Genomic DNA, 17,147 nt, shown 5'->3' with positions numbered 1-17,147 from the left:
CGGTCATTCTGCCAACCGGGCGGCCCCGGGCTCAGAAGAGGGGCGCGAGATCGCGCGCGAACCGGTCCACTTGGCCCGCGTACGGCGCCACCGTTCCCGTGGACGGCACGCTGACCAGCACCAGCACCCCACCGGACGCCGTCCCCACCCGGGCCGTGACCGCGCCGGCCGGCTGGGACTTGAAGACCTCCGGAATGCCCTTCGGGTACACCGCCGCGGCGACTTCGCCACCCGGGACCGGGAACCCGGCGGACCGCGACACCGTCGAACAGGCGCCGCCCGGGACAGCCTGGTCGGCTGCGAAGTGGCCGGGGAGCTCGCCAGCGAGGGCGGTGGCGAGCTCCCCGTCCACCTGTTCGCACCCGGAGGCGCCTTCGGCCAGCTGGCCGGTCTTCCCGTCCCCAGCACCCCCCTGCTGAGGTGGCTGGGCCGGGAAGTTCGGTGACTCCCCGCCGATTTGAGGACGCATCGAGCCGTCACCGGGTTGCGCCGAGCCCGGTCCGGCTTGCGCCGCGCCGTTGTCCGACGTCGCGGTCATCGACTTCGGAGTACCCCCGGAGAGCACGCCGTACGCCCCGAACCCGGCGACGACCAGCGCGACGGCACTGACCCCGGCGGTGATCCGGTTCCGGTGGCGCGCGGTCTGGCGACGGGATTCGCGGACGACGTCGTCGGTGGTGAACGTCGGCGACGGCACGTCCGGGGGCGCGGCGGAGAACAACGAGCGCAGCTCCTGCTCATCCATTGGTCTCCACCTCCCGTTCGAGGACCTGCCTCAGGTTCGCCAGCCCGCGTGCGGTCTGGCTCTTCACGTTGCCTTCGCTGCAGCCCAGCGCCTTCGCCGCACTGGTCACGTCGAGTCCTTCGAAGAACCGCATGACCAGCACCGCCCGCTGCTTGGGAGGTACTTCCTTGAGCGCCGTGAGCAGGTCCTCCCTGGTCGCGACGAGGTCGTCGAGGCCGGGCGTGTCGTCGGACGGCTCCGGCAGCGTCTCGGTCTGCCACTCGCGCCGCCACGGACGCCGCGATTCGTCGATCGACGCCCGGACGAGCGTCTTGCGGACGTACGCGTCGGTCGCCGCGCGATCCCTGATCTTCTTCCACCTCCGGTGCAGTGCGACGAACGCCGTCTGCGCGAGGTCGTCCGCCCGGTGCCAATCACCGCAGAGCATGTACGCGGTCCGGCGCACGGCGTCCCGCCTGGCGGCGAAGTACTCCGCGAACTCCTGCTCGTCGCGCTGGTCCACGCGCAGTCGTGCTCCGCTCGTTCGTCGTTCGCCCGGGAGGACGGAATCAGGGGCGTCCACGGTTGCACGGACCGGGCGGGCTCGACCACCCGAGGGCTCATTGATCCTCATGACGTGGGTGTGATGTGATCGGTCCGTGACCTTCTCCCCGCCCGTACTGGACTTCCGCTCCGACACCGTCACCCGGCCGGACGAGACGATGCGGGCGGCGATGGCTTCCGCCGCGGTCGGGGACAACGTCCTCGAGCGCGATCCCACGGTCGCGGAGCTGGAGGAGCGGGCCGCGCACGTCCTGGGCATGCCGGCCGCCCTCTGGGTGCCGAGCGGGACGATGGCCAACCTGATCGCGCTGAGCCTGCACCTGCAGCGCGGCGACCGGTTCCTCGCCACCCGGGGCGCGCACGTGCTGGCCAACGAGCTGGGCTCGGCGGCGTGGCTGGCCGGCGGCATGCCGGACATCCTCGAGCACGACGGCGGCCCGGGCCGCCCATCGCCCGACGCCCTCGCAGCCGCGATCGGACAACCCGGGCCGTACTTCACATTACGGACAACTCTCCTCTGCCTCGAGAACACCCACAACGCGGCCGGTGGCGCGGTGACGCCGCCCGACGAGCACGCCCAACTGCTCTCCGTCGCCAAGGAAGCGGGCCTGACCGTGCACCTCGACGGTGCCCGGCTGTGGCAGGCCGCCGTCGCCCTCGAAGTGCCACCGGCCGCGCTGACCGTCGGCGTCGACACCGTGTCGGCCTGCTTCAGCAAGGGCCTCGGCGCGCCGGTCGGCTCGGTCGTCGCGGGCAGCGCGGGGTTCGTCGAGCGGGCGCGCCGGATGCGGCAGATGCTGGGCGGCGGCGTCCGGCAGGGCGGTGTCCTGGCCGCGGCCTGCCTGATCGCGCTGGACCGCATCCCCGACCTGGCCGAGTCGCACGAGAACGCCCGGCGGCTCGCCGACGGCCTCCGCGAGCACGGCTGGCCGGCCAACACACCCGACACCAACATCGTGCTCGCCGAAGTTCCCGACATCCCGACCGCGCTCGCTTGGCTCGACTCGCTCGGCATCCGGGCGGTGCCGATGGCGGGCAAGGTCCGGTTCGTCACCCACCGGGACCTGAGCGCGACCGACGTCGAAGAAGCCGTGCGCCGGATCAAGACCGGCGTCTGAAGAAATCTGGGGCCCCGATGAACTGGATCGTGTTCGACTACGGCGACGTGCTCAGCAAGCCGAGCGCCGCCCTGCCCGACCTGGCCGCGGCGATGGGAGCACCGCTGCCGGAGTTCCTGAAGGCGTATTGGGAGTACCGGATTCCCTACGACGCCGGCAGCACCCCGCTCGAGTACTGGCAGGCGGTCGGCAACGCCGTGGGCGCGCCGGTCGACGAGGCGCTCTCGGCCGAGCTGACCCGCACCGACGTCGAGGGCTGGGGTCACCTGGAGCCGTCGTCGGCGGCGCTGCTCGAGGCGCTCTCCGAGGCCGGGGCGAACCTGGCGCTGCTCTCGAACGCGCCGATCGCGTTCGGCGAGTGGGTCCGCGCGCAGGACTGGGCGCGGCTCTTCCGCGTGAGCATGTTCTCGGGCGACGTCCGGTGCGTCAAACCGGACGCGAAGATCTTCCGCCTCCTGCTCGACGAGCTCGGCGCCGAACCGGCCGACTGCCTGTTCTTCGACGACCGTGAGTCCAATGTGGAGGGAGCACGGGCGGTGGGGCTCCGTGCCCACGTCTGGAACGGCGCCGACGCGGCCCGCGCCTGGCTGGATTGAGCGGCTCACGCGCACCGCACGGCCGCATACCCGCCGTGATCCCCATGACCTAGGGTGGGGCATCCCCGACTCCCCCGGTAGGTGCGCATGGCGACGAGCGAACGACCATCGGCCCACGTCGACTTCGACCGGCCGAGCATCGCTCGCGTCACCGACGCGCTGCTGGGCGGGCAGAACCACTACGAGCCCGATCGCGCCGTCCTCCGGCAGCTGGTGGCCATCGCGCCGGAAGCCCCGGCCATGGCGCGGGAAGTGCGGCAGTGGCTGGTGCGCGCCGTCCGCTACCTGACCGAGCGGCTGGACGTCGACCAGTTCCTCGACCTCGCTTCCGGCTTCCCGACGGCGGAGAACACCCACCAGGTGGCGCAGAAGTACAACCCGGAAGCGCACGTCGTCTACGTCGGCGACGACCCGGTGGTGGAGGCGCACGGCCGGGCCCTGCTCGTCGACAACGACTTCACGCACATCTGCGGCACCGACCCGCTGAACCCCGGCGAGACGCTCGCCGGGGTCGGGCGGTTCATCGACTTCGACCGGCCCGCCGGGCTCGTGCTGTGCGGGGTCGTCGATCACATCGCCGAGCTCCAGCAGGCGCAGCAGGTGGTCAAGTCCTACGTCGGCGCGCTGGCGCCGGGTTCGTACCTGATCCTGCTGCACCGGCACAACCCGGCCGACGGCTCCGACGCGGCCGGCGTCGCGACGTCCCTGGAGGACCGCTTCGGCCGCACCGGGCTCGACACGCGCTACCGTTCGCGGACCGAGATCACGTCGTTCTTCGACGGGCTCGACCTGCTCGAGCCCGGGCTGACCGCGCCACACCTGTGGTGGCCGGACGGGCCGCGCCTGGCGCCGCTGACGCCGGTCAACTGGACGGCGCTGGGCGGCGTGGCGCGGATCCCCGGGTAGCCGGCTCAGTAGCGGTTGATCCGCCTGGGGTCCTTCTTGCCGCCGGTGATCGCCTTGTAGCCGGCGGCGCCGAGGAAGGCGATACCGCCGATGATCGCGATCCACAGGACGGCCTTGAACACGAAGCCGATCACGGCGCCCAGCACCATGAACGCCACCCAGGCGATGATCAGGCCGCCGACGATCTTCCAGAACATGGTTCCTCCGATGCTTCCCCGTGGCCCCACCGGCCCGATGGCTCCACAGTGCCACCTGACACGGTGAAACTCCCCTCAGAAGGGCAACGTTCGGGGTTTATTCAGGGTTCCCCCTGGCCAGCCAGGCCCCCAGGCGCCGGACCCCTTCGTCGATGTCCCCGGCGCTGCCGGCGAAGGAGAACCGGACGTACTTCCCGCCGTCGACCGGGTCGAAGTCGACGCCGGGGGTGATCGCGAGCCCGGTGTCGGCGAGCAGCCGCTGGCACCAGCTCAGGCTGTCATCGGTGTAGGCGCTGACGTCGGCGTACGCGTAGAAGGCGCCGTCGGCGGGAGCGAGCTTGTCGAGGCCGATGCGCTGCAGGCCGGCGAAGAGGCGATCGCGGTTGGCGCGGTAGTGCTCGACGTGCGCGTCAGCTTCCGCGTACGCCTCGGGTGTGAAGGCGGCGAGGGCCGCGTACTGCGAAACCGCGGGCGGGCAGATGGTGAAGTTGCCGGTCAGGACGTCGATCGCGCGGTGCAGCCGCTGCGGAGCGAGCATCCAGCCGAGCCGCCAGCCGGTCATCGCGAAGTACTTCGAGAAGCTGCCGAGCACGATCGGCTCGCGGCCGTACTGCCACGCGCAGTCGAGCTCGGCGCCGTAGGAGATGCCGTGGTAGATCTCGTCGCTGATCAGCTGCACGCAGTGCGACGAGCACCAGCCGGTGATGGCGGCGAGTTCCCCGGGCGGCAGCACGGTGCCGGTCGGGTTGCTCGGGCTGGCGACGATCAGGCCGTCGATCGGGCCGAGCTCGTCGAGGAGGGCGACGGTCGGCTGGAAGTTCGTCTCCGCGGTGGTGGCGAACTCGACGACCTCGCAGCCCAGGACCGAGAGCAGGTTCCGGTAGGCCGGGTAGCCGGGCCGCGCCATGGCGACCTTCGCGCCGGGGTCGAAGGCGCTGAGGAAGGCGAGCAGGAAGCCACCCGAGGAGCCGGTGGTCAGGACGACGTCGTGCGCCTGGACGTCGACGTCGTACCGCCGCCGGTAGTGCCCGGCGACGGCCTCGCGCAGCTCGGGGATCCCGAGCTGCTCGGTGTAGCCGAGGGTGCTGTCCTGCAGAGCCTGCCGCGCGGCCTCGAGCACGGGTTTCGGCGCGGGCGCGGACGGCTGCCCGGCCGCGAGCGACACGAGATCGCCGTGGCTGCGCTGCCGGGCCCCGGCCGCGGAGAGGACGTCCATGACGTGGAAGGGCGGCACGCCGGCCCGCAGCGCGGGCCCGGCGAAAGCTCCGAGGTCGGCCATGGGGCCAGGCTAGTAGCCGCGGTAGGCACCACCGTGGGCCATGGCCTTGATGCCGGGCACGTTGTCGAGGCCGCCGTACCGGTCGAAGGAGTACCGGACGCCGGCGATGATGTTGTCGACCGGGTTGTAGATGTTGTCGTGCCCGGGCAGCTTGTGGGCGTTGAACGTCGAGTCGATGCACTGCATGAGCCCCTTGGACGGGTGCCCCGCGGCGGCGTTCGAATCCCAGTTGTTGATGGCGTTCGGATTTCCGCCGGATTCGTGCTGGATGATGGCCCAGATCTTCGGGATGTCCGCGTCCGTCACCGGGATCCCGGCCGCCTGCAGCGCCTTCATGGCTTCCTGGATCCACTGCTGGACGTTCCCCGGCGGCGGCGAGGAAGGCGGGCCGCCGCTCGGGCCGAGGCCGCCACCGCCGCCTCCGCCACCCCCACCGCCGCCGCCTCCGCCGCCGTGGGAGGAGCCGTTGCTGTGGATGCCGCCCGTGCTCTTGGGGGCCGCGGCGGAACTGCTCGGCAGGGGGACCTGGTCGTAGCCGCCCTCGATCTGCTGGGACATCAGCTTCTGCGACGCCTTGATCGCCGTGTCGGCCTGGGTTTGCAGGCCGGTGACGTCACCGTCGAAGCCGGCGGTGACGTTGTGGATGTCCGTCTTCGCGGTGGCCAGGATCTCGTCGGCGCTGGGGCTGGGGCCCGGCTTGCCTTCGTCGTGCGCCTTCTTCGCCGCGGCCAAGGCGTTGTTGATCTGGGTTTCGGCCGTGGCGTTGCGCTCGTTGACCGCCTTTTCCGCGGCGAGCTGCTTGTCACCGACGTTCTTCTTGATCTGGTCGAGGGACTTCGCGAGGTCGTCGAGGTCCTTGGCGACGTCCTCGAGGTGGGTCTGCACCTTCGTCCCGGCGTCGCGGACCTGGCGGACGTACTGGAAGAACTGGTCCGCCGCCGGCCCGGCCCACACGCTGCCGTTGAGCGCGTCGGTCGAATTCTTCAGGGACGCATTGTGGTCGCCGGCGTTCTTGCCCGCCTCGCGGAACTGCGTCGCCGCCGCCGAGATCTTTTCCAGGTCCACCTTTTCGACCTGGTCGACCTTCTTCATGAAGGCGTCCCAATTGTCCGGCGTTCCGGCGCCGACCGCGTTCAAACCCACTTCCGTGCCCCCACTTACTTGTCGACGTGCAGCTTCAGGTCGCTCGCGCCGACCTGGTCGGTCTCGGCGATCAGGCCGGCGGCCTTGCGCATGGCGAACCCCAGCGCTTCCATGTGCTTGCCCGCGGCGTCGAACTGGTTGTGCACGCCGTCCTTGAACTTGCCGACCGCGCCGTGCGCGTCGCCCGTTTCGTCCATCCCGCCGAAGGGGCTTTCCTTCTCGTGGTCCAGGCCGGTGACCTTCTGCTTGGACTTTTCGAACTCGTCCTTCAGCTTCTCCACCTGGCGGGCCGCGATGGCCATCGAGTCCGGGTCGTAGACAGGCACGGTTCGTCATCCCCTTCGGAAACTTGTCTCCGCCCGATCGGACGTTGTCATGACCAGGACGGTTCCCGCGCTTACTTTATGACTTCGCCCGGGGCGCGGGTACGGATCTCCGCCAACTTCCACCCGGCGGGGATCAGGCCTCCGCCACCAGTTCGCGGATCCGCGTGGCCAGCAGGGCGTTGTCCGCCGGGGTGACGGTGGCCCACTCGCGGCCGTCACCGTCGCGGCCCACCTGGAACAGGTAGCGGCCCGCGTCCGTGTCGAAGAACGCCACCACCCGGTCCGCCCGGTGCACCACGCCGTCGCGCGAGGTGCGTTCCGCGCCGAACTGGCCGCGGGCCTCCTGGCCCAGCAGCATGCCCGAGAGCTCCTGGGCCTGGAACAGCGGAATCCCGCGGTCCTCCAGCGCGGTGACCAGCGCCTTCGCATCACCCTTCGCGGCCGCGTCGGCGGACTTCACGACGTCGTAGGGCAGGCTGACCGTCTGGCCGATGCCCGGACCCAGGTCACCCGCCACCGAGACCGCCGCTTCCGCCAGGCCGTCCTCGGTGGCCGGGATCAGCCAGACCTCGCCGTCGTCCACCACCGCCAGCACCGCCTGGCTGCGCAGGCTGACCGCGCGGCCGCGGATCTCGCGTTCCGCCCACACCCACACGTCGATCCCGAACTGCGGGCGCGCCAGCAGGTGCAGCAGGTCGGCCAGCTCGCCGGACGCCCGCCGGTTGCGGGCCAGGCGCCGCTCGCTCAGCGACGCCCACGCCGACTCCACCAGCTCGAGCCGTTCGGCGCGGGTGGCTCCTTCGCTCGGCACGTCCAGCGCGACGTGCCGACGGGGCAGGTCGAAGGACTCCCAGAGCACGTCGAACTCGAGGGCCGACAGGACGAGCGACACGGTCAGCGCACATCCCCGCCGTGGTCACCGAGCACGTCAGGGGAGACCATCCGCTGGTCGGCGAACAGGTCCTGGTCGTCGACGCCGTAGCGGCGGACGTGCTCGGCGTCCTCCTCCTGCGGTGCCGCCTCGGACAGGAACTTCGCCTCGCCGGGCTGCTGCTTCGGGCTGATCTGCTCCGACTTGCGCAGCGCGACGGCTTCCTCTTCGGGCAGCTCGCCGACCGGCAGCGGCCGCACCGGGCCCTTCGGCTGGCTCTTGTCGCGCCGCTGACGCTCCTTGTCGCCGCTCAACGCACCGCCGGCCGCACCCGCGCCGATCGCCGCCGCGCCGGCGCCGATGTCGCCGGGGGTGGCGCCGGGCTTCACCGCGAAGCCGCGTTCGCCCGTGTACTGGCCGGGCTGGAGCGGGGCCTGCGGCATCGCGCCGACCGTGCGGCCCTTCGCCAGCAATCCGTCCGGGCCGCGGCCGGTGGAGCTGTCGATGCCGGTCGAACCACCGGGTGTCCCGCCGCCACCGCCGCCGAGCGACTTGATCGGCGTCGTCGCCGGGGCCGAGCCGGGCGGCTGCGCGCCGGGCGCTCCCGGCGGGCAGAACGGTTCGCCCTGGCCTCCGGCCCCCGGACCGGGGGTGAAGCGGCCGGACTGGTCGCCGGACGGGCCGCGACCCGGGGTGTGGACCCAGCCCGGCCCGGGCGCCGGTGTCGGCGTCGTCGGCTTCGCGCCCGACGGCGTCGTCGAACTCGGCGTCGTCTGCTGGGCGGCCGGAGCACCGGCCGAACCGGTCGAACCGGCATAGCCGGTCTGGCGCGGCGGCTGCTGCTGCGCGGCGTGGGAGGACTGCTGCGCGGCGACGCCGTAGACCGGGGTCGGCGGATCGGCGTGCACGGTGTGGGACACCGGCTGCACCACCGGCGGCTCGACGTGCACCGACCGGACCTTGTCCGAGGCCGGCTTCACGCCGCCGTCCGGTGTCACCGCGACCGCGGCGCCGGCGACGTCCAGCACCCCCGGCGTGACGCCCGGGGCGGCCAGCTTCAGCGACTCGGGGTCGGACAGCGACTGCGTCGAGAGCAGGTTCGTGCCGCTCTGCTGCGCGTACTCGTTCAGCGCCTGCTGCGCCTGGGCCTTGGCGTCGTTCGCGGCCTCGACCTGCCGGGCGTGGTCGGTCTCGAAGCCGATGAGGCTCAGCAGGCCGTCGCCGAGGGTGAAGCCGCCCGCACCCTTCCGGACCGTCTCGGCGTCCGGCAGCTTGTACTTGGTGCGGTTGAACGCCTCACCCTGCTCGAACACCATTTCCGCGGCGTGCGCGACCTTCGTCGTGGCGTCCTGGGAGAAGCCGGCCTGCTCGGTGAACACCTGGCTCGCCGCGCCCCCGGCCTGGCTCTGCCACTCGACGCCGAGCTTCAGCAGCTGCGCGCGCAGCGTCTGGTCGGTGTGGGCGAGCGCGGTCGCGACGGCCTTCAGCGCGTCGACGGCGGTGCCGATGCTGCCGGTGCCATCGCCGTTGATCATCCGCGTGATCTGGTCGGCGATCGCGGTGTTGGTCCAGCCGTCGAACCGGTGGTTCTGGATCCCGGCCGCGAGCTCGGAGAATTCCACGCGCCCTCCCTAGTTGCGTGCTTTCAGGGTCTGCAGCGCCAGGTCGGCGGCGTGCGCCGACATGTCGCACAGCTGCGGCTGCGTGAGCCGGCCGCGGGTGATGGCGAAGGTCTGGACGGCCAGCGTATGCCCCTTCGCGACGCCGACGAGCGTCTCGCAGTCGGCCGGGTCGCCGGCCGCGCGGTAGTTCGTCAGCGCCGGGTAACCACCGATGGTCTTCGGCTCGGTGGTCATGCTGTTCTTCTTGCGCGCCCCGGTGATCCACTGGTCGAGGTCCGCCGGCACCGCACGCACGTGGTAGGAGTGCACCGGCTCGGCGCCGTCGGCGTCGAACACGCAGGTCGGGCCGTCCTGCTCCGGAGCCGGGCGCGGGAGGCTGGTGATCTTCAGCGCGTCCAGCTGCACCTGGGGGAAGATCGCGCACAGATCGACGCCCTGCAGCGACAGGTCGGCCGGGCGCTGCGGCAGCTGGGCGGCCTTGGCGCTCTGCGACGCGGCCGTCGCGGCGGTCTCGACCGGGTACGGCGTGCCTTCGGTGCCCGCAGAACAGCCGGCGAGCGCCGCCGTCGCGAGCACGCCTCCGGCGATCCGGTTACGCACCGTGCTTGCCGCGGTCACCGAACACCGCCGCCTTCTCCTCTTCGCTGACCTTGTAGTCCTTCGCGGCCTCGCGCAGTTGGGAGACCAGGCGCTTCAGGCCGGCGACGTACTCACGGACCTGCCCGGCGTAGGAGCGGTCGCCGTCGGCGATGAGGGAGTTCCAGGCCTGGACGGACTGGGTGCTGATCACGTCGGCGGACGGCGCGTCGATCCGCAGCTGGCCGAGCCGGGTCAGCAGCTGGTCTTCGAGGGCGTTGGCCTGCTCTTCGACGATCCGGGCGACGTCGAGGAGCTTGTCCGGGTGGACCAGGACGTCCGCGGCCGCCGGCGCCACTGGGACGGCCGAGCTGAGGTCTTGCGGGGGTCCGGGTGGCGGAGCCCCCGCCCCGGGGCGAAGCCCCGGAACAACGCTGTCGTACGAGGGTCCTGACATGCTCTCCCCTGACGTCATACGGACAGTGACCGGCCGGCTCCCGTCGAGGCTACCAACGCGGAGGTAGCAGCAACCTGAGTTTGGACGAAGAGTGCGCCCGGCCGGTTCCCCCGATCCGTGGAATCAGGCGCGCTGTTTCGCCGCCGGGGCGCCGACCTCGCCGTTCGCCGCCTTCAGCGCGATGTCCGTGCGGTGGTGGGAGCCCGCGAGGTGGACCTTTTCGACCGTCTCGTACGCGTGCTTGCGCGCCGACTTGAGCGTCTTGCCGGTGCCGACCACCGACAGCACGCGGCCGCCGGAGGAGACGACGGCGCCGTCGTCCCGGCGGCGGGTGCCGGCGTGCAGGACGCCTTCCAGCTCGGCCCCGGTGATGACGTCGCCGGTGCGCGGCTTGCCGGGGTAGCCGTCGGCGGCGATCACGACGGTGACCGCGGCGCCGCCCGACCACTCCAGCGGCGGGTGCTCGGCGAGCTTGCCGGTGGCGGTGGCGTGCATGAGCCCGGCGATCGGGGTGCGCAGCAGGGCCAGCACGACCTGCGTCTCCGGGTCGCCGAAGCGGCAGTTGAACTCGATGACCTGCGGCCCGTCGGAGGTCAGCGCGAGGCCGGCGTAGAGCAGGCCGGAGAACGGCGCACCGCGGTTCACCAGCTCGTCGGCGACCGGCTGGACGACCGTCTCGACCAGCTCGTCGACCAGGTTCTCGGGCGCCCAGGGCAGCGGCGCGTAGGCACCCATGCCGCCGGTGTTGGGGCCGGCGTCGTCGTCGCCGACCCGCTTGAAGTCCTGCGCGGGCAGCAGCGGGACGACGGTGTTGCCGTCGACGAAGCAGAACAGCGACGCCTCCGGGCCGTCCAAAAAGGACTCGAGGAGGACCGGGTGGCCGCCGTCGAGCAGCATGATGGCGTGCTTGCGCGCGACGTCGATGTCCGGCGTGACGACGACGCCCTTGCCGGCAGCCAGGCCGTCGTCCTTGACGACCCAGGTGGGGCCGAAGCGGGCGAGCGCGGCGTCGAGGCGGGCCGGGTTGTCGACGACCTCGCAGCGCGCGGTCGGCACGTTCGCGGCGGACATGACGTCCTTGGCGAAGGCCTTCGACCCTTCGATCCGGGCGGCGGCGGCCGAGGGGCCGAAGCAGGCGATGCCGGCCTTGCGGACAGCATCGGCCACGCCGGCGACGAGCGGCACCTCGGGCCCGACGACGACGAGGTCGGCCTGCCAGCTCTTGGCGAGCCCGGCGACCGCTTCGGGATCGGCGGCTTCGACGCCGAGCTGCTCGGCGACCGCGGCGGTCCCGGCGTTGCCGGGCGCGCAGGCCAGGGCCGTGACAGCGGGATCACCGGACGCCGCGAGGACGAGTGCATGCTCTCGGGCGCCGGAGCCGATTACCAGTACGCGCACGCCGCACAGCGTATCCGGCCGGGTTCGCGGGGGACATCGCGCCGTCCTCCGGGCCCCGGTCCGAGCGCCGGACGGGCCCCGGGAAAGAGGAGTCCACGCGCCGTTTACCGCGCTGACCGCCGAAGTACCACCGCGAGACGCTTGCGACATCGACGGTGGCGCGAGTAGTCAGGTCACACCCTGTGAAATGAGGTCACCAGATGAAACGCAACCGTGTGGGTGTACTGGCGCTGGCCGGGCTGGCGTTGCTGAGTGTCACCGGAGTCGCGGCCGGGTCGGCCGGTGCGGCCGAAAGCGGGTCCGCCGCTGCGGCGGCGCACGGGCGGGGCCACCATGACCCCGTGATCATCGGACACCGCGGCGCGCCCGGGTACCGGCCGGAGCACACCCTCGCCTCCTACGAGCTCGCCTACCGGATGGGCGTCGACTGGGTCGACGTCGACCTCGTGCCCACCAAGGACGGTCAGCTCGTCGCCCGGCACGAACCCGAGATCGGCGGCACCACGGACGTCGCCCAGCACCCGGAGTTCGCGGACCGGAAGAAGACCGTCGTGCTGGACGGGGTCACCACGACCGGGTGGTTCACCCAGGACTTCACGCTGGCCGAGCTGAAGACGCTGCGCGCGGTCGAGCGGATCCCGCAGAACCGGCCGCACAACACGCTGTACAACGGCCGCTACCGGATCGCCTCCTACCAGGAGGTCCTCGACCTGACCCAGCGCCTCGGGCGCGAGCTGCACCGGACGCTGGGCACCTACCCCGAGGTCAAGCACTCGACGTTCTTCCAGTCCATCGGCAACCCGACCGAGCCGAAGCTGGTCGCGATCCTCAAGCGCAACGGCCTCGACCGGCCGGACGCGCCGGCGATCATCCAGTCGTTCGAGGTGTCGAACCTGATCGCGCTGCACAAGCAGCTCCGGACGCCGCTGCTGCAGCTGACCTCGGCGACCGGCGCCCCGGCGGACTTCGTCGCGAACGGCGACAAGCGGACGTACGCGGACCTCGTGACACCGCAGGGCCTGCGCGACGTCGCGAAGTACGCGAAGTACCTCGGGCCGGACAAGGCGCAGATCATCCCGCGGGACAAGAACGACAACCTGGGCACGCCCACCGCGCTCGTCGCGGACGCGCACCGGGCGGGCCTGAAGGTGCAGCCGTACACGTTCCGGAACGAGAACCCGTTCCTGCCCGCGAACCTGCGCTCGTCGGCCGAGCCGGACGCCTACGGTGACGTCTTCACCGAGGAGGCGGCGTTCTTCAAGGCCGGCGTCGACGGCTTCTTCGCCGACCAGCCGGACACCGCACTGGAGTCGCTGCACGCGTTCCTGGGCCGGTAACCCCTTTGCCGCGAAGGGCACCTTCGGGGACGCTGAGCCCATGAAGGTGCCCCTCGCGGCGTTGGCGGAAGAACACGGCTTCTCCGGCGTCGTGCTGGTGACCCGCGGCGAGGAGACGCTCGTCGAGCGGGCGTTCGGGTACGCGCACCTCGGTTACGGCGTCGAGAACACCGTCGACACCCGGTTCGCGATCGCCAGCGGCGTCAAGGGGCTCACCGCGCTCGTCGTCGTCGGGCTGGTGGCCGAGGGACGGCTGGCGCTTTCGACGACCGCGCGCGAAGTCCTCGGCGACGACCTGCCGCTGATCGACGACCGCGTGACGGTCGAACACCTGCTGACGCACACGTCGGGCATCGGCGACTACTGCGACGACGACAACCCGCCCGAGATCCCGCCGTGGCTCGTCACGTCGGCCGACCACCTCGCCGCACTCGACGGGTATCCCCAGGTTTCCGTGCCCGGCACGGAGTTCCGCTACCACAACGGCGCGTTCGCGGTCCTCGGCCTGATCGCCGAACGGATCGCGGGCATACCTTTCGCCGACCTCGTCCGGACCCGGGTGACCGAGCCCGCGGGCATGACGGACACGGCGTTCCTCCGCTCGGACGCGCTGCCCGCGCGGACGGCCACCGGCTACCTCGAAGACGGCCGCACCAACGTGTTCAGCCTTCCCGTCGTGGGCTTCGCCGACGGCGGGATCTACAGCACCGCGCCGGACTTCCGGAAGTTCTGGCCCGCCTTCCTCGACGGCCGGATCGTGCCGCGCGAGTGGGTGGACCGGATGCTGCGCCCGCACGCGGACGGCTACGGGCTCGGCTTCTGGCTGCCGCGGCCGGGTGTGGTGCACCTGAACGGCGGCGACCACGGCGTCACGTTCTGGAGCACGCACGAGCCGGGGTCCGGGCTCACCGCGACCTTGATCTCGAACAACCACCGAGGTGGCGGGCCCCTCCTGGGGTGGCTGGACGAGTTCTTCACGAAGGCTTGACACCCTTCGGGACCAAGGCTACCTTCGGCGAATTCAATGGTCTGGCCGCATACCTTTCAAGAGGTGCCCGATGGATGTTTCCGACCAGCAGACCACTCCCGACGACGATGCCGCCCGGCTGCACCAGCTGGGATACGCCCAAGAGCTCAAACGGACGATGTCGGCGTTCTCGAACTTCGCCGTCTCCTTCACGATCATTTCGATCCTCTCCGGCTGCCTCACGCTCTACGGCACCGGCATGAAGACCGGCGGGCCGGCCGCGATGATCTGGGGCTGGGTCCTGGTCGGCTTCTTCGTGATCCTCGTCGGCCTCGGCATGGCGGAGGTGTGCTCCAGCTACCCGACCGCGGGTGGGCTGTACTACTGGGCGGCGAAACTGGCCCCGCGCAACGGCGCGGCCTGGTCGTGGTTCACCGGCTGGTTCAACCTGGTCGGGCAGATCGCCGTCACGGCGGGCATCGACTTCGGCGCCGCGCTGTTCCTCAACGCGTTCCTGGACCTGCAATGGGGCTTCACCGCCACGCCGGGACACACGATCCTGCTCCTGGCGATCATCCTCGTGGTGCACGGCCTGCTGAACACCTTCGGCGTCCGGCTGGTCGCGATCCTCAACAACGTCAGCGTGTGGTGGCACCTCATCGGGGTGCTGGTCATCGTGGGCGTGCTGACCTTCGTGCCCGCCAAACACCAGGACGCCTCCTTCGTCTTCGGGGAGTTCGTCAACAAGACCGGCTGGACTTCGCCGATCTACGTGTTCGCGTTGGGCCTCCTGCTCGCGCAGTACACGTTGACGGGGTACGACGCTTCGGCGCACATGACGGAAGAGACGAAGAACGCCGCCAAGGCCGGGCCGCGCGGCATCGTCACCTCGATCCTCGTCTCCCTGGTCGCCGGCTGGATCCTGCTGATCGGCCTGACCTTCGCGATCCAGGACTACGACGGCGCGGTCGGCTCCGGGACCGGGGTGCCGCCCGCCCAGATCTTCATCGACGCCACCGGGGTCACCACCGGCAAGTTCCTCCTGCTCATCTGCATCGGCGCGCAGCTGTTCTGCGGGATGTCGTCCGTGACGGCGAACTCGCGGATGATCTACGCCTTCGCCCGTGACGGCGCGATCCCGGGCTCGAGCTTCTGGCACCGGATCAACAAACGCACCCAGACCCCGACCAACGCCGTCTGGCTCGCCGCCATCGGCGCCTTGGTCCTCGCCCTGCCGTACTTGTGGAGCGCGACGGCGTACTACGCGGTCACCTCGATCGCGGTCGTGGGTCTCTACGTCGCCTACGTGATTCCGGTGTTCCTCCGGGTCCGGCGGGGCGACTCGTTCGAACCGGGCCCGTGGCACCTCGGCAAGTGGGGGAAGCCGATCGGCATCATCGCGTCCGTCTGGGTCGCGTTCATCTTCGTGCTGTTCATGCTTCCGCCGGCGTCGCCGGTGACGGTCGATTCCTTCAACTACACGCCGATCGCCTTCCTCGTGGTACTGGGCGGGGCCGCCCTGTGGTGGGTGGTTTCGGCCCGGAAGTGGTTCACGGGGCCGAAGGTGCAGGGTTCCGAGGAGGAACTGGCCGCGGTGGAACAGGAACTGAAGGAACTGGGCTGACCTCCGGCCTGGATGAGGATGAGGGAGTCTTCCGCGCCCTCCCCGCGCGAAAGACTCCCTCACCACCCCCGGTGGACCGGTCTGCCGGCCGTGCTCCACCGTCGCAGCCCGACCTTGAACGAACCTTGTGCGCGGTTCACTCGGCGGGCGCGCCGATGGCGACCTCCGGCGCCGGGGAGCGGTGGCCGGGGCGGACCACCGCCACGGCCGCCGCGCCCAGGGCGCCCACGGCCGCGAACGCGTAGAAGCCCCACGGGTAGGCGATCCCGGCCGTCAGCAGGGCGCCGCCGAGCAGCGGGCCCGAGATCGCGCCGATCCGGCCGATGCCCGCCGACCAGCCGAGGCCGGTCGCGCGGATCGCGTCCGGGTAGATCCGGCCGATGTAGGCGTACACCAGCACCTGGGCGCTGAACACGAAGCAGCCGGTCAGGAACACCGCCGCGTAGAGCCCGACCGCGGGCAGTTTCACGCTCAGCAGGGCGAGGAACACCGCACCCGCGCAGAACCAGACGATGGCCGACGGGCGGATGCCGACGCGGTCGGCGACCCGGCCCGCGACGAGCAGGCCCACGATGCCGCCGACGTTCAGCGTCAGCAGCAGGCTCAGCGCGGCGCCCAGCGGGTACCCGGCCTGGCGCATGATCTCCGGCAGCCACGTGTTCAGGCCGTAGACCAGCAGCAGGCCCATGAACGAGGTGACCCAGAAGGCGATCGTCGCGCGCAGCAGGCCGCCGCGGAACAGGCCGGCGACGGCGTGCCCGGCCGACCGCTCGGTCGTCCGGACCCGCTGGAACGTCTCGGACTCCGGCAGGAACTTCAGCATCAGCGGAACCAGGACCAGCGCGGGCAGCGCGCCGGCGACGAACATCGCGCGCCAGCCCAGCGGCGTGATCAGCACGATGCCCAGCAGCGCCGTCAGCACCGCGCCGACGTGGTAGCCGGTCATCACCGTGGTCGTCGCGCTGCCGGCCTTGCCGTGGCGCGCGTACTCCGTGACCAGCGTGATCGCCGTCGGCAGGCAGCCGCCGAGGCCGAGCCCGGCGACGAACCGCAGCAGCCCGAAGACGAACGTCGACGGCGCGAACGCGCACAGCAGCGTGCAGACGGAGAACAACGTCACGGAGATGATCAGGGCCTTCCGGCGGCCGATGACGTCGGTGACCGTGCCGATCGCCAGCCCGCCCAGCATCATCCCGGCGAGCCCCACGGTCGACACGACCGACGCCGTGGCGGGGGTCAGGCCCCAGACGTGGCCGCGGAGCAGCACGGGCAGCACCGTGCCGAGGACGACCAGGTCGAACCCGTCGAGCAGGACGGCGGTCCAGGCCAGGGGCACGACCCAGCCGCGAGCGCCAGGGGACATGGGAACCTCCGGAGGTGCGTCGGTGCACGTCTTCCGCACAGGTGTGCGTATTGCGAACAAGTATGCATGTGGGGTCCGA

The 17,147-nt window shown here is 71.1% G+C and carries 18 protein-coding genes; 6 read left to right on the top strand and 12 right to left on the bottom strand.

All coding sequences use genetic code 11. The annotated features are described in order from the left end of the window. Positions 1-31: 31 nt before the first annotated feature. On the bottom strand, positions 32-745 hold the full coding sequence (locus ACFVYA_RS00785; protein WP_387040802.1) for a hypothetical protein: 714 nt from the start codon (positions 743-745) through the stop codon (positions 32-34). Continuing rightward, positions 738-1,247, bottom strand: a complete 510-nt coding sequence (locus ACFVYA_RS00780) for a SigE family RNA polymerase sigma factor (RefSeq protein ID WP_285987254.1) — start codon at positions 1,245-1,247, stop codon at positions 738-740. Before ACFVYA_RS00780 ends, ACFVYA_RS00785 begins: the two co-directional genes overlap by 8 nt. Positions 1,248-1,383: 136 nt before the next feature. On the opposite strand from ACFVYA_RS00780, the gene ACFVYA_RS00775 reads away from it, so the two are divergent. The 3 genes from ACFVYA_RS00775 (at position 1,384) to ACFVYA_RS00765 (ending at position 3,908) form a co-directional block, all read left to right on the top strand. After that, on the top strand, positions 1,384-2,406 hold the full coding sequence (locus tag ACFVYA_RS00775) for a threonine aldolase family protein (protein WP_387040799.1): 1,023 nt from the start codon (positions 1,384-1,386) through the stop codon (positions 2,404-2,406). Between the two features lie 17 nt (positions 2,407-2,423). Beyond that, positions 2,424-3,002, top strand: a complete 579-nt coding sequence (locus ACFVYA_RS00770) for an HAD family hydrolase (RefSeq protein WP_387040797.1) — start codon at positions 2,424-2,426, stop codon at positions 3,000-3,002. Positions 3,003-3,089: 87 nt separating this feature from the next. After that, positions 3,090-3,908 (top strand): SAM-dependent methyltransferase, encoded by an 819-nt coding sequence (locus ACFVYA_RS00765; RefSeq protein ID WP_387040794.1) that lies wholly within the window; start codon positions 3,090-3,092, stop codon positions 3,906-3,908. Between the two features lie 5 nt (positions 3,909-3,913). On the opposite strand, the gene ACFVYA_RS00760 is transcribed toward ACFVYA_RS00765, so the two are convergent. From ACFVYA_RS00760 to purD, 9 genes are all read right to left on the bottom strand, one after another. Further along, on the bottom strand, positions 3,914-4,105 hold the full coding sequence (locus ACFVYA_RS00760) for a hypothetical protein (RefSeq protein ID WP_285987258.1): 192 nt from the start codon (positions 4,103-4,105) through the stop codon (positions 3,914-3,916). Positions 4,106-4,202: 97 nt separating this feature from the next. Continuing rightward, the gene (locus tag ACFVYA_RS00755) at positions 4,203-5,384 is read right to left on the bottom strand and encodes a pyridoxal phosphate-dependent aminotransferase (RefSeq protein ID WP_387040792.1); all 1,182 of its coding nucleotides are present in this window, start codon (positions 5,382-5,384) and stop codon (positions 4,203-4,205) included. Positions 5,385-5,393: 9 nt separating this feature from the next. Beyond that, positions 5,394-6,527, bottom strand: a complete 1,134-nt coding sequence (locus tag ACFVYA_RS00750; RefSeq protein ID WP_387040790.1) for a transglycosylase SLT domain-containing protein — start codon at positions 6,525-6,527, stop codon at positions 5,394-5,396. Positions 6,528-6,541: 14 nt separating this feature from the next. After that, positions 6,542-6,853 (bottom strand): hypothetical protein, encoded by a 312-nt coding sequence (locus ACFVYA_RS00745; RefSeq protein WP_086845483.1) that lies wholly within the window; start codon positions 6,851-6,853, stop codon positions 6,542-6,544. 133 nt (positions 6,854-6,986) lie between these two features. Beyond that, a complete protein-coding gene (locus tag ACFVYA_RS00740; protein WP_387040788.1) occupies positions 6,987-7,745 on the bottom strand; it encodes an ESX secretion-associated protein EspG in 759 nt (252 codons plus the stop codon). A 2-nt stretch (positions 7,746-7,747) separates the two neighbouring features. Then, positions 7,748-9,346, bottom strand: coding sequence for a hypothetical protein (locus ACFVYA_RS00735; RefSeq protein WP_387040786.1), 1,599 nt, complete (start codon positions 9,344-9,346; stop codon positions 7,748-7,750). Positions 9,347-9,355: 9 nt separating this feature from the next. Next, positions 9,356-9,922 carry a DUF3558 domain-containing protein gene (locus ACFVYA_RS00730; RefSeq protein WP_387040969.1) on the bottom strand — a complete coding sequence of 189 codons (567 nt, stop codon included), beginning with the start codon at positions 9,920-9,922 and terminating at the stop codon, positions 9,356-9,358. A gap of 16 nt (positions 9,923-9,938) precedes the next feature. Next, positions 9,939-10,280, bottom strand: coding sequence for a hypothetical protein (locus ACFVYA_RS00725; protein WP_387040783.1), 342 nt, complete (start codon positions 10,278-10,280; stop codon positions 9,939-9,941). A 222-nt stretch (positions 10,281-10,502) separates the two neighbouring features. Next, positions 10,503-11,777, bottom strand: a complete 1,275-nt coding sequence (gene purD / locus ACFVYA_RS00720; RefSeq protein WP_387040781.1) for a phosphoribosylamine--glycine ligase — start codon at positions 11,775-11,777, stop codon at positions 10,503-10,505. Between the two features lie 200 nt (positions 11,778-11,977). On the opposite strand from purD, the gene ACFVYA_RS00715 reads away from it, so the two are divergent. The 3 genes from ACFVYA_RS00715 (at position 11,978) to ACFVYA_RS00705 (ending at position 15,705) form a co-directional block, all read left to right on the top strand. Continuing rightward, entirely contained in the window at positions 11,978-13,114 is a 1,137-nt protein-coding gene (locus tag ACFVYA_RS00715) for a glycerophosphodiester phosphodiesterase (RefSeq protein ID WP_387040777.1), read from the top strand. Positions 13,115-13,154: 40 nt separating this feature from the next. Continuing rightward, the gene (locus tag ACFVYA_RS00710) at positions 13,155-14,102 is read left to right on the top strand and encodes a serine hydrolase domain-containing protein (protein ID WP_387040774.1); all 948 of its coding nucleotides are present in this window, start codon (positions 13,155-13,157) and stop codon (positions 14,100-14,102) included. Between the two features lie 70 nt (positions 14,103-14,172). Then, complete coding sequence (locus tag ACFVYA_RS00705; RefSeq protein ID WP_387040771.1) at positions 14,173-15,705, top strand: amino acid permease; 1,533 nt, start codon at positions 14,173-14,175, stop codon at positions 15,703-15,705. Positions 15,706-15,841: 136 nt separating this feature from the next. Here the strand turns inward: ACFVYA_RS00705 and ACFVYA_RS00700 are convergent, their stop codons facing one another. After that, positions 15,842-17,068 carry an MFS transporter gene (locus tag ACFVYA_RS00700; RefSeq protein WP_387040768.1) on the bottom strand — a complete coding sequence of 409 codons (1,227 nt, stop codon included), beginning with the start codon at positions 17,066-17,068 and terminating at the stop codon, positions 15,842-15,844. Between the last annotated feature and the right edge of the window lie 79 nt (positions 17,069-17,147).

Source organism: Amycolatopsis sp. NPDC058278 (genome assembly GCF_042881395.1).
Taxonomy (GTDB): Bacteria; Actinomycetota; Actinomycetes; order Mycobacteriales; family Pseudonocardiaceae; genus Amycolatopsis.
Note: the sequence above shows the minus strand (reverse complement) of the source record. Positions and strands in the feature narration are given on the sequence as shown.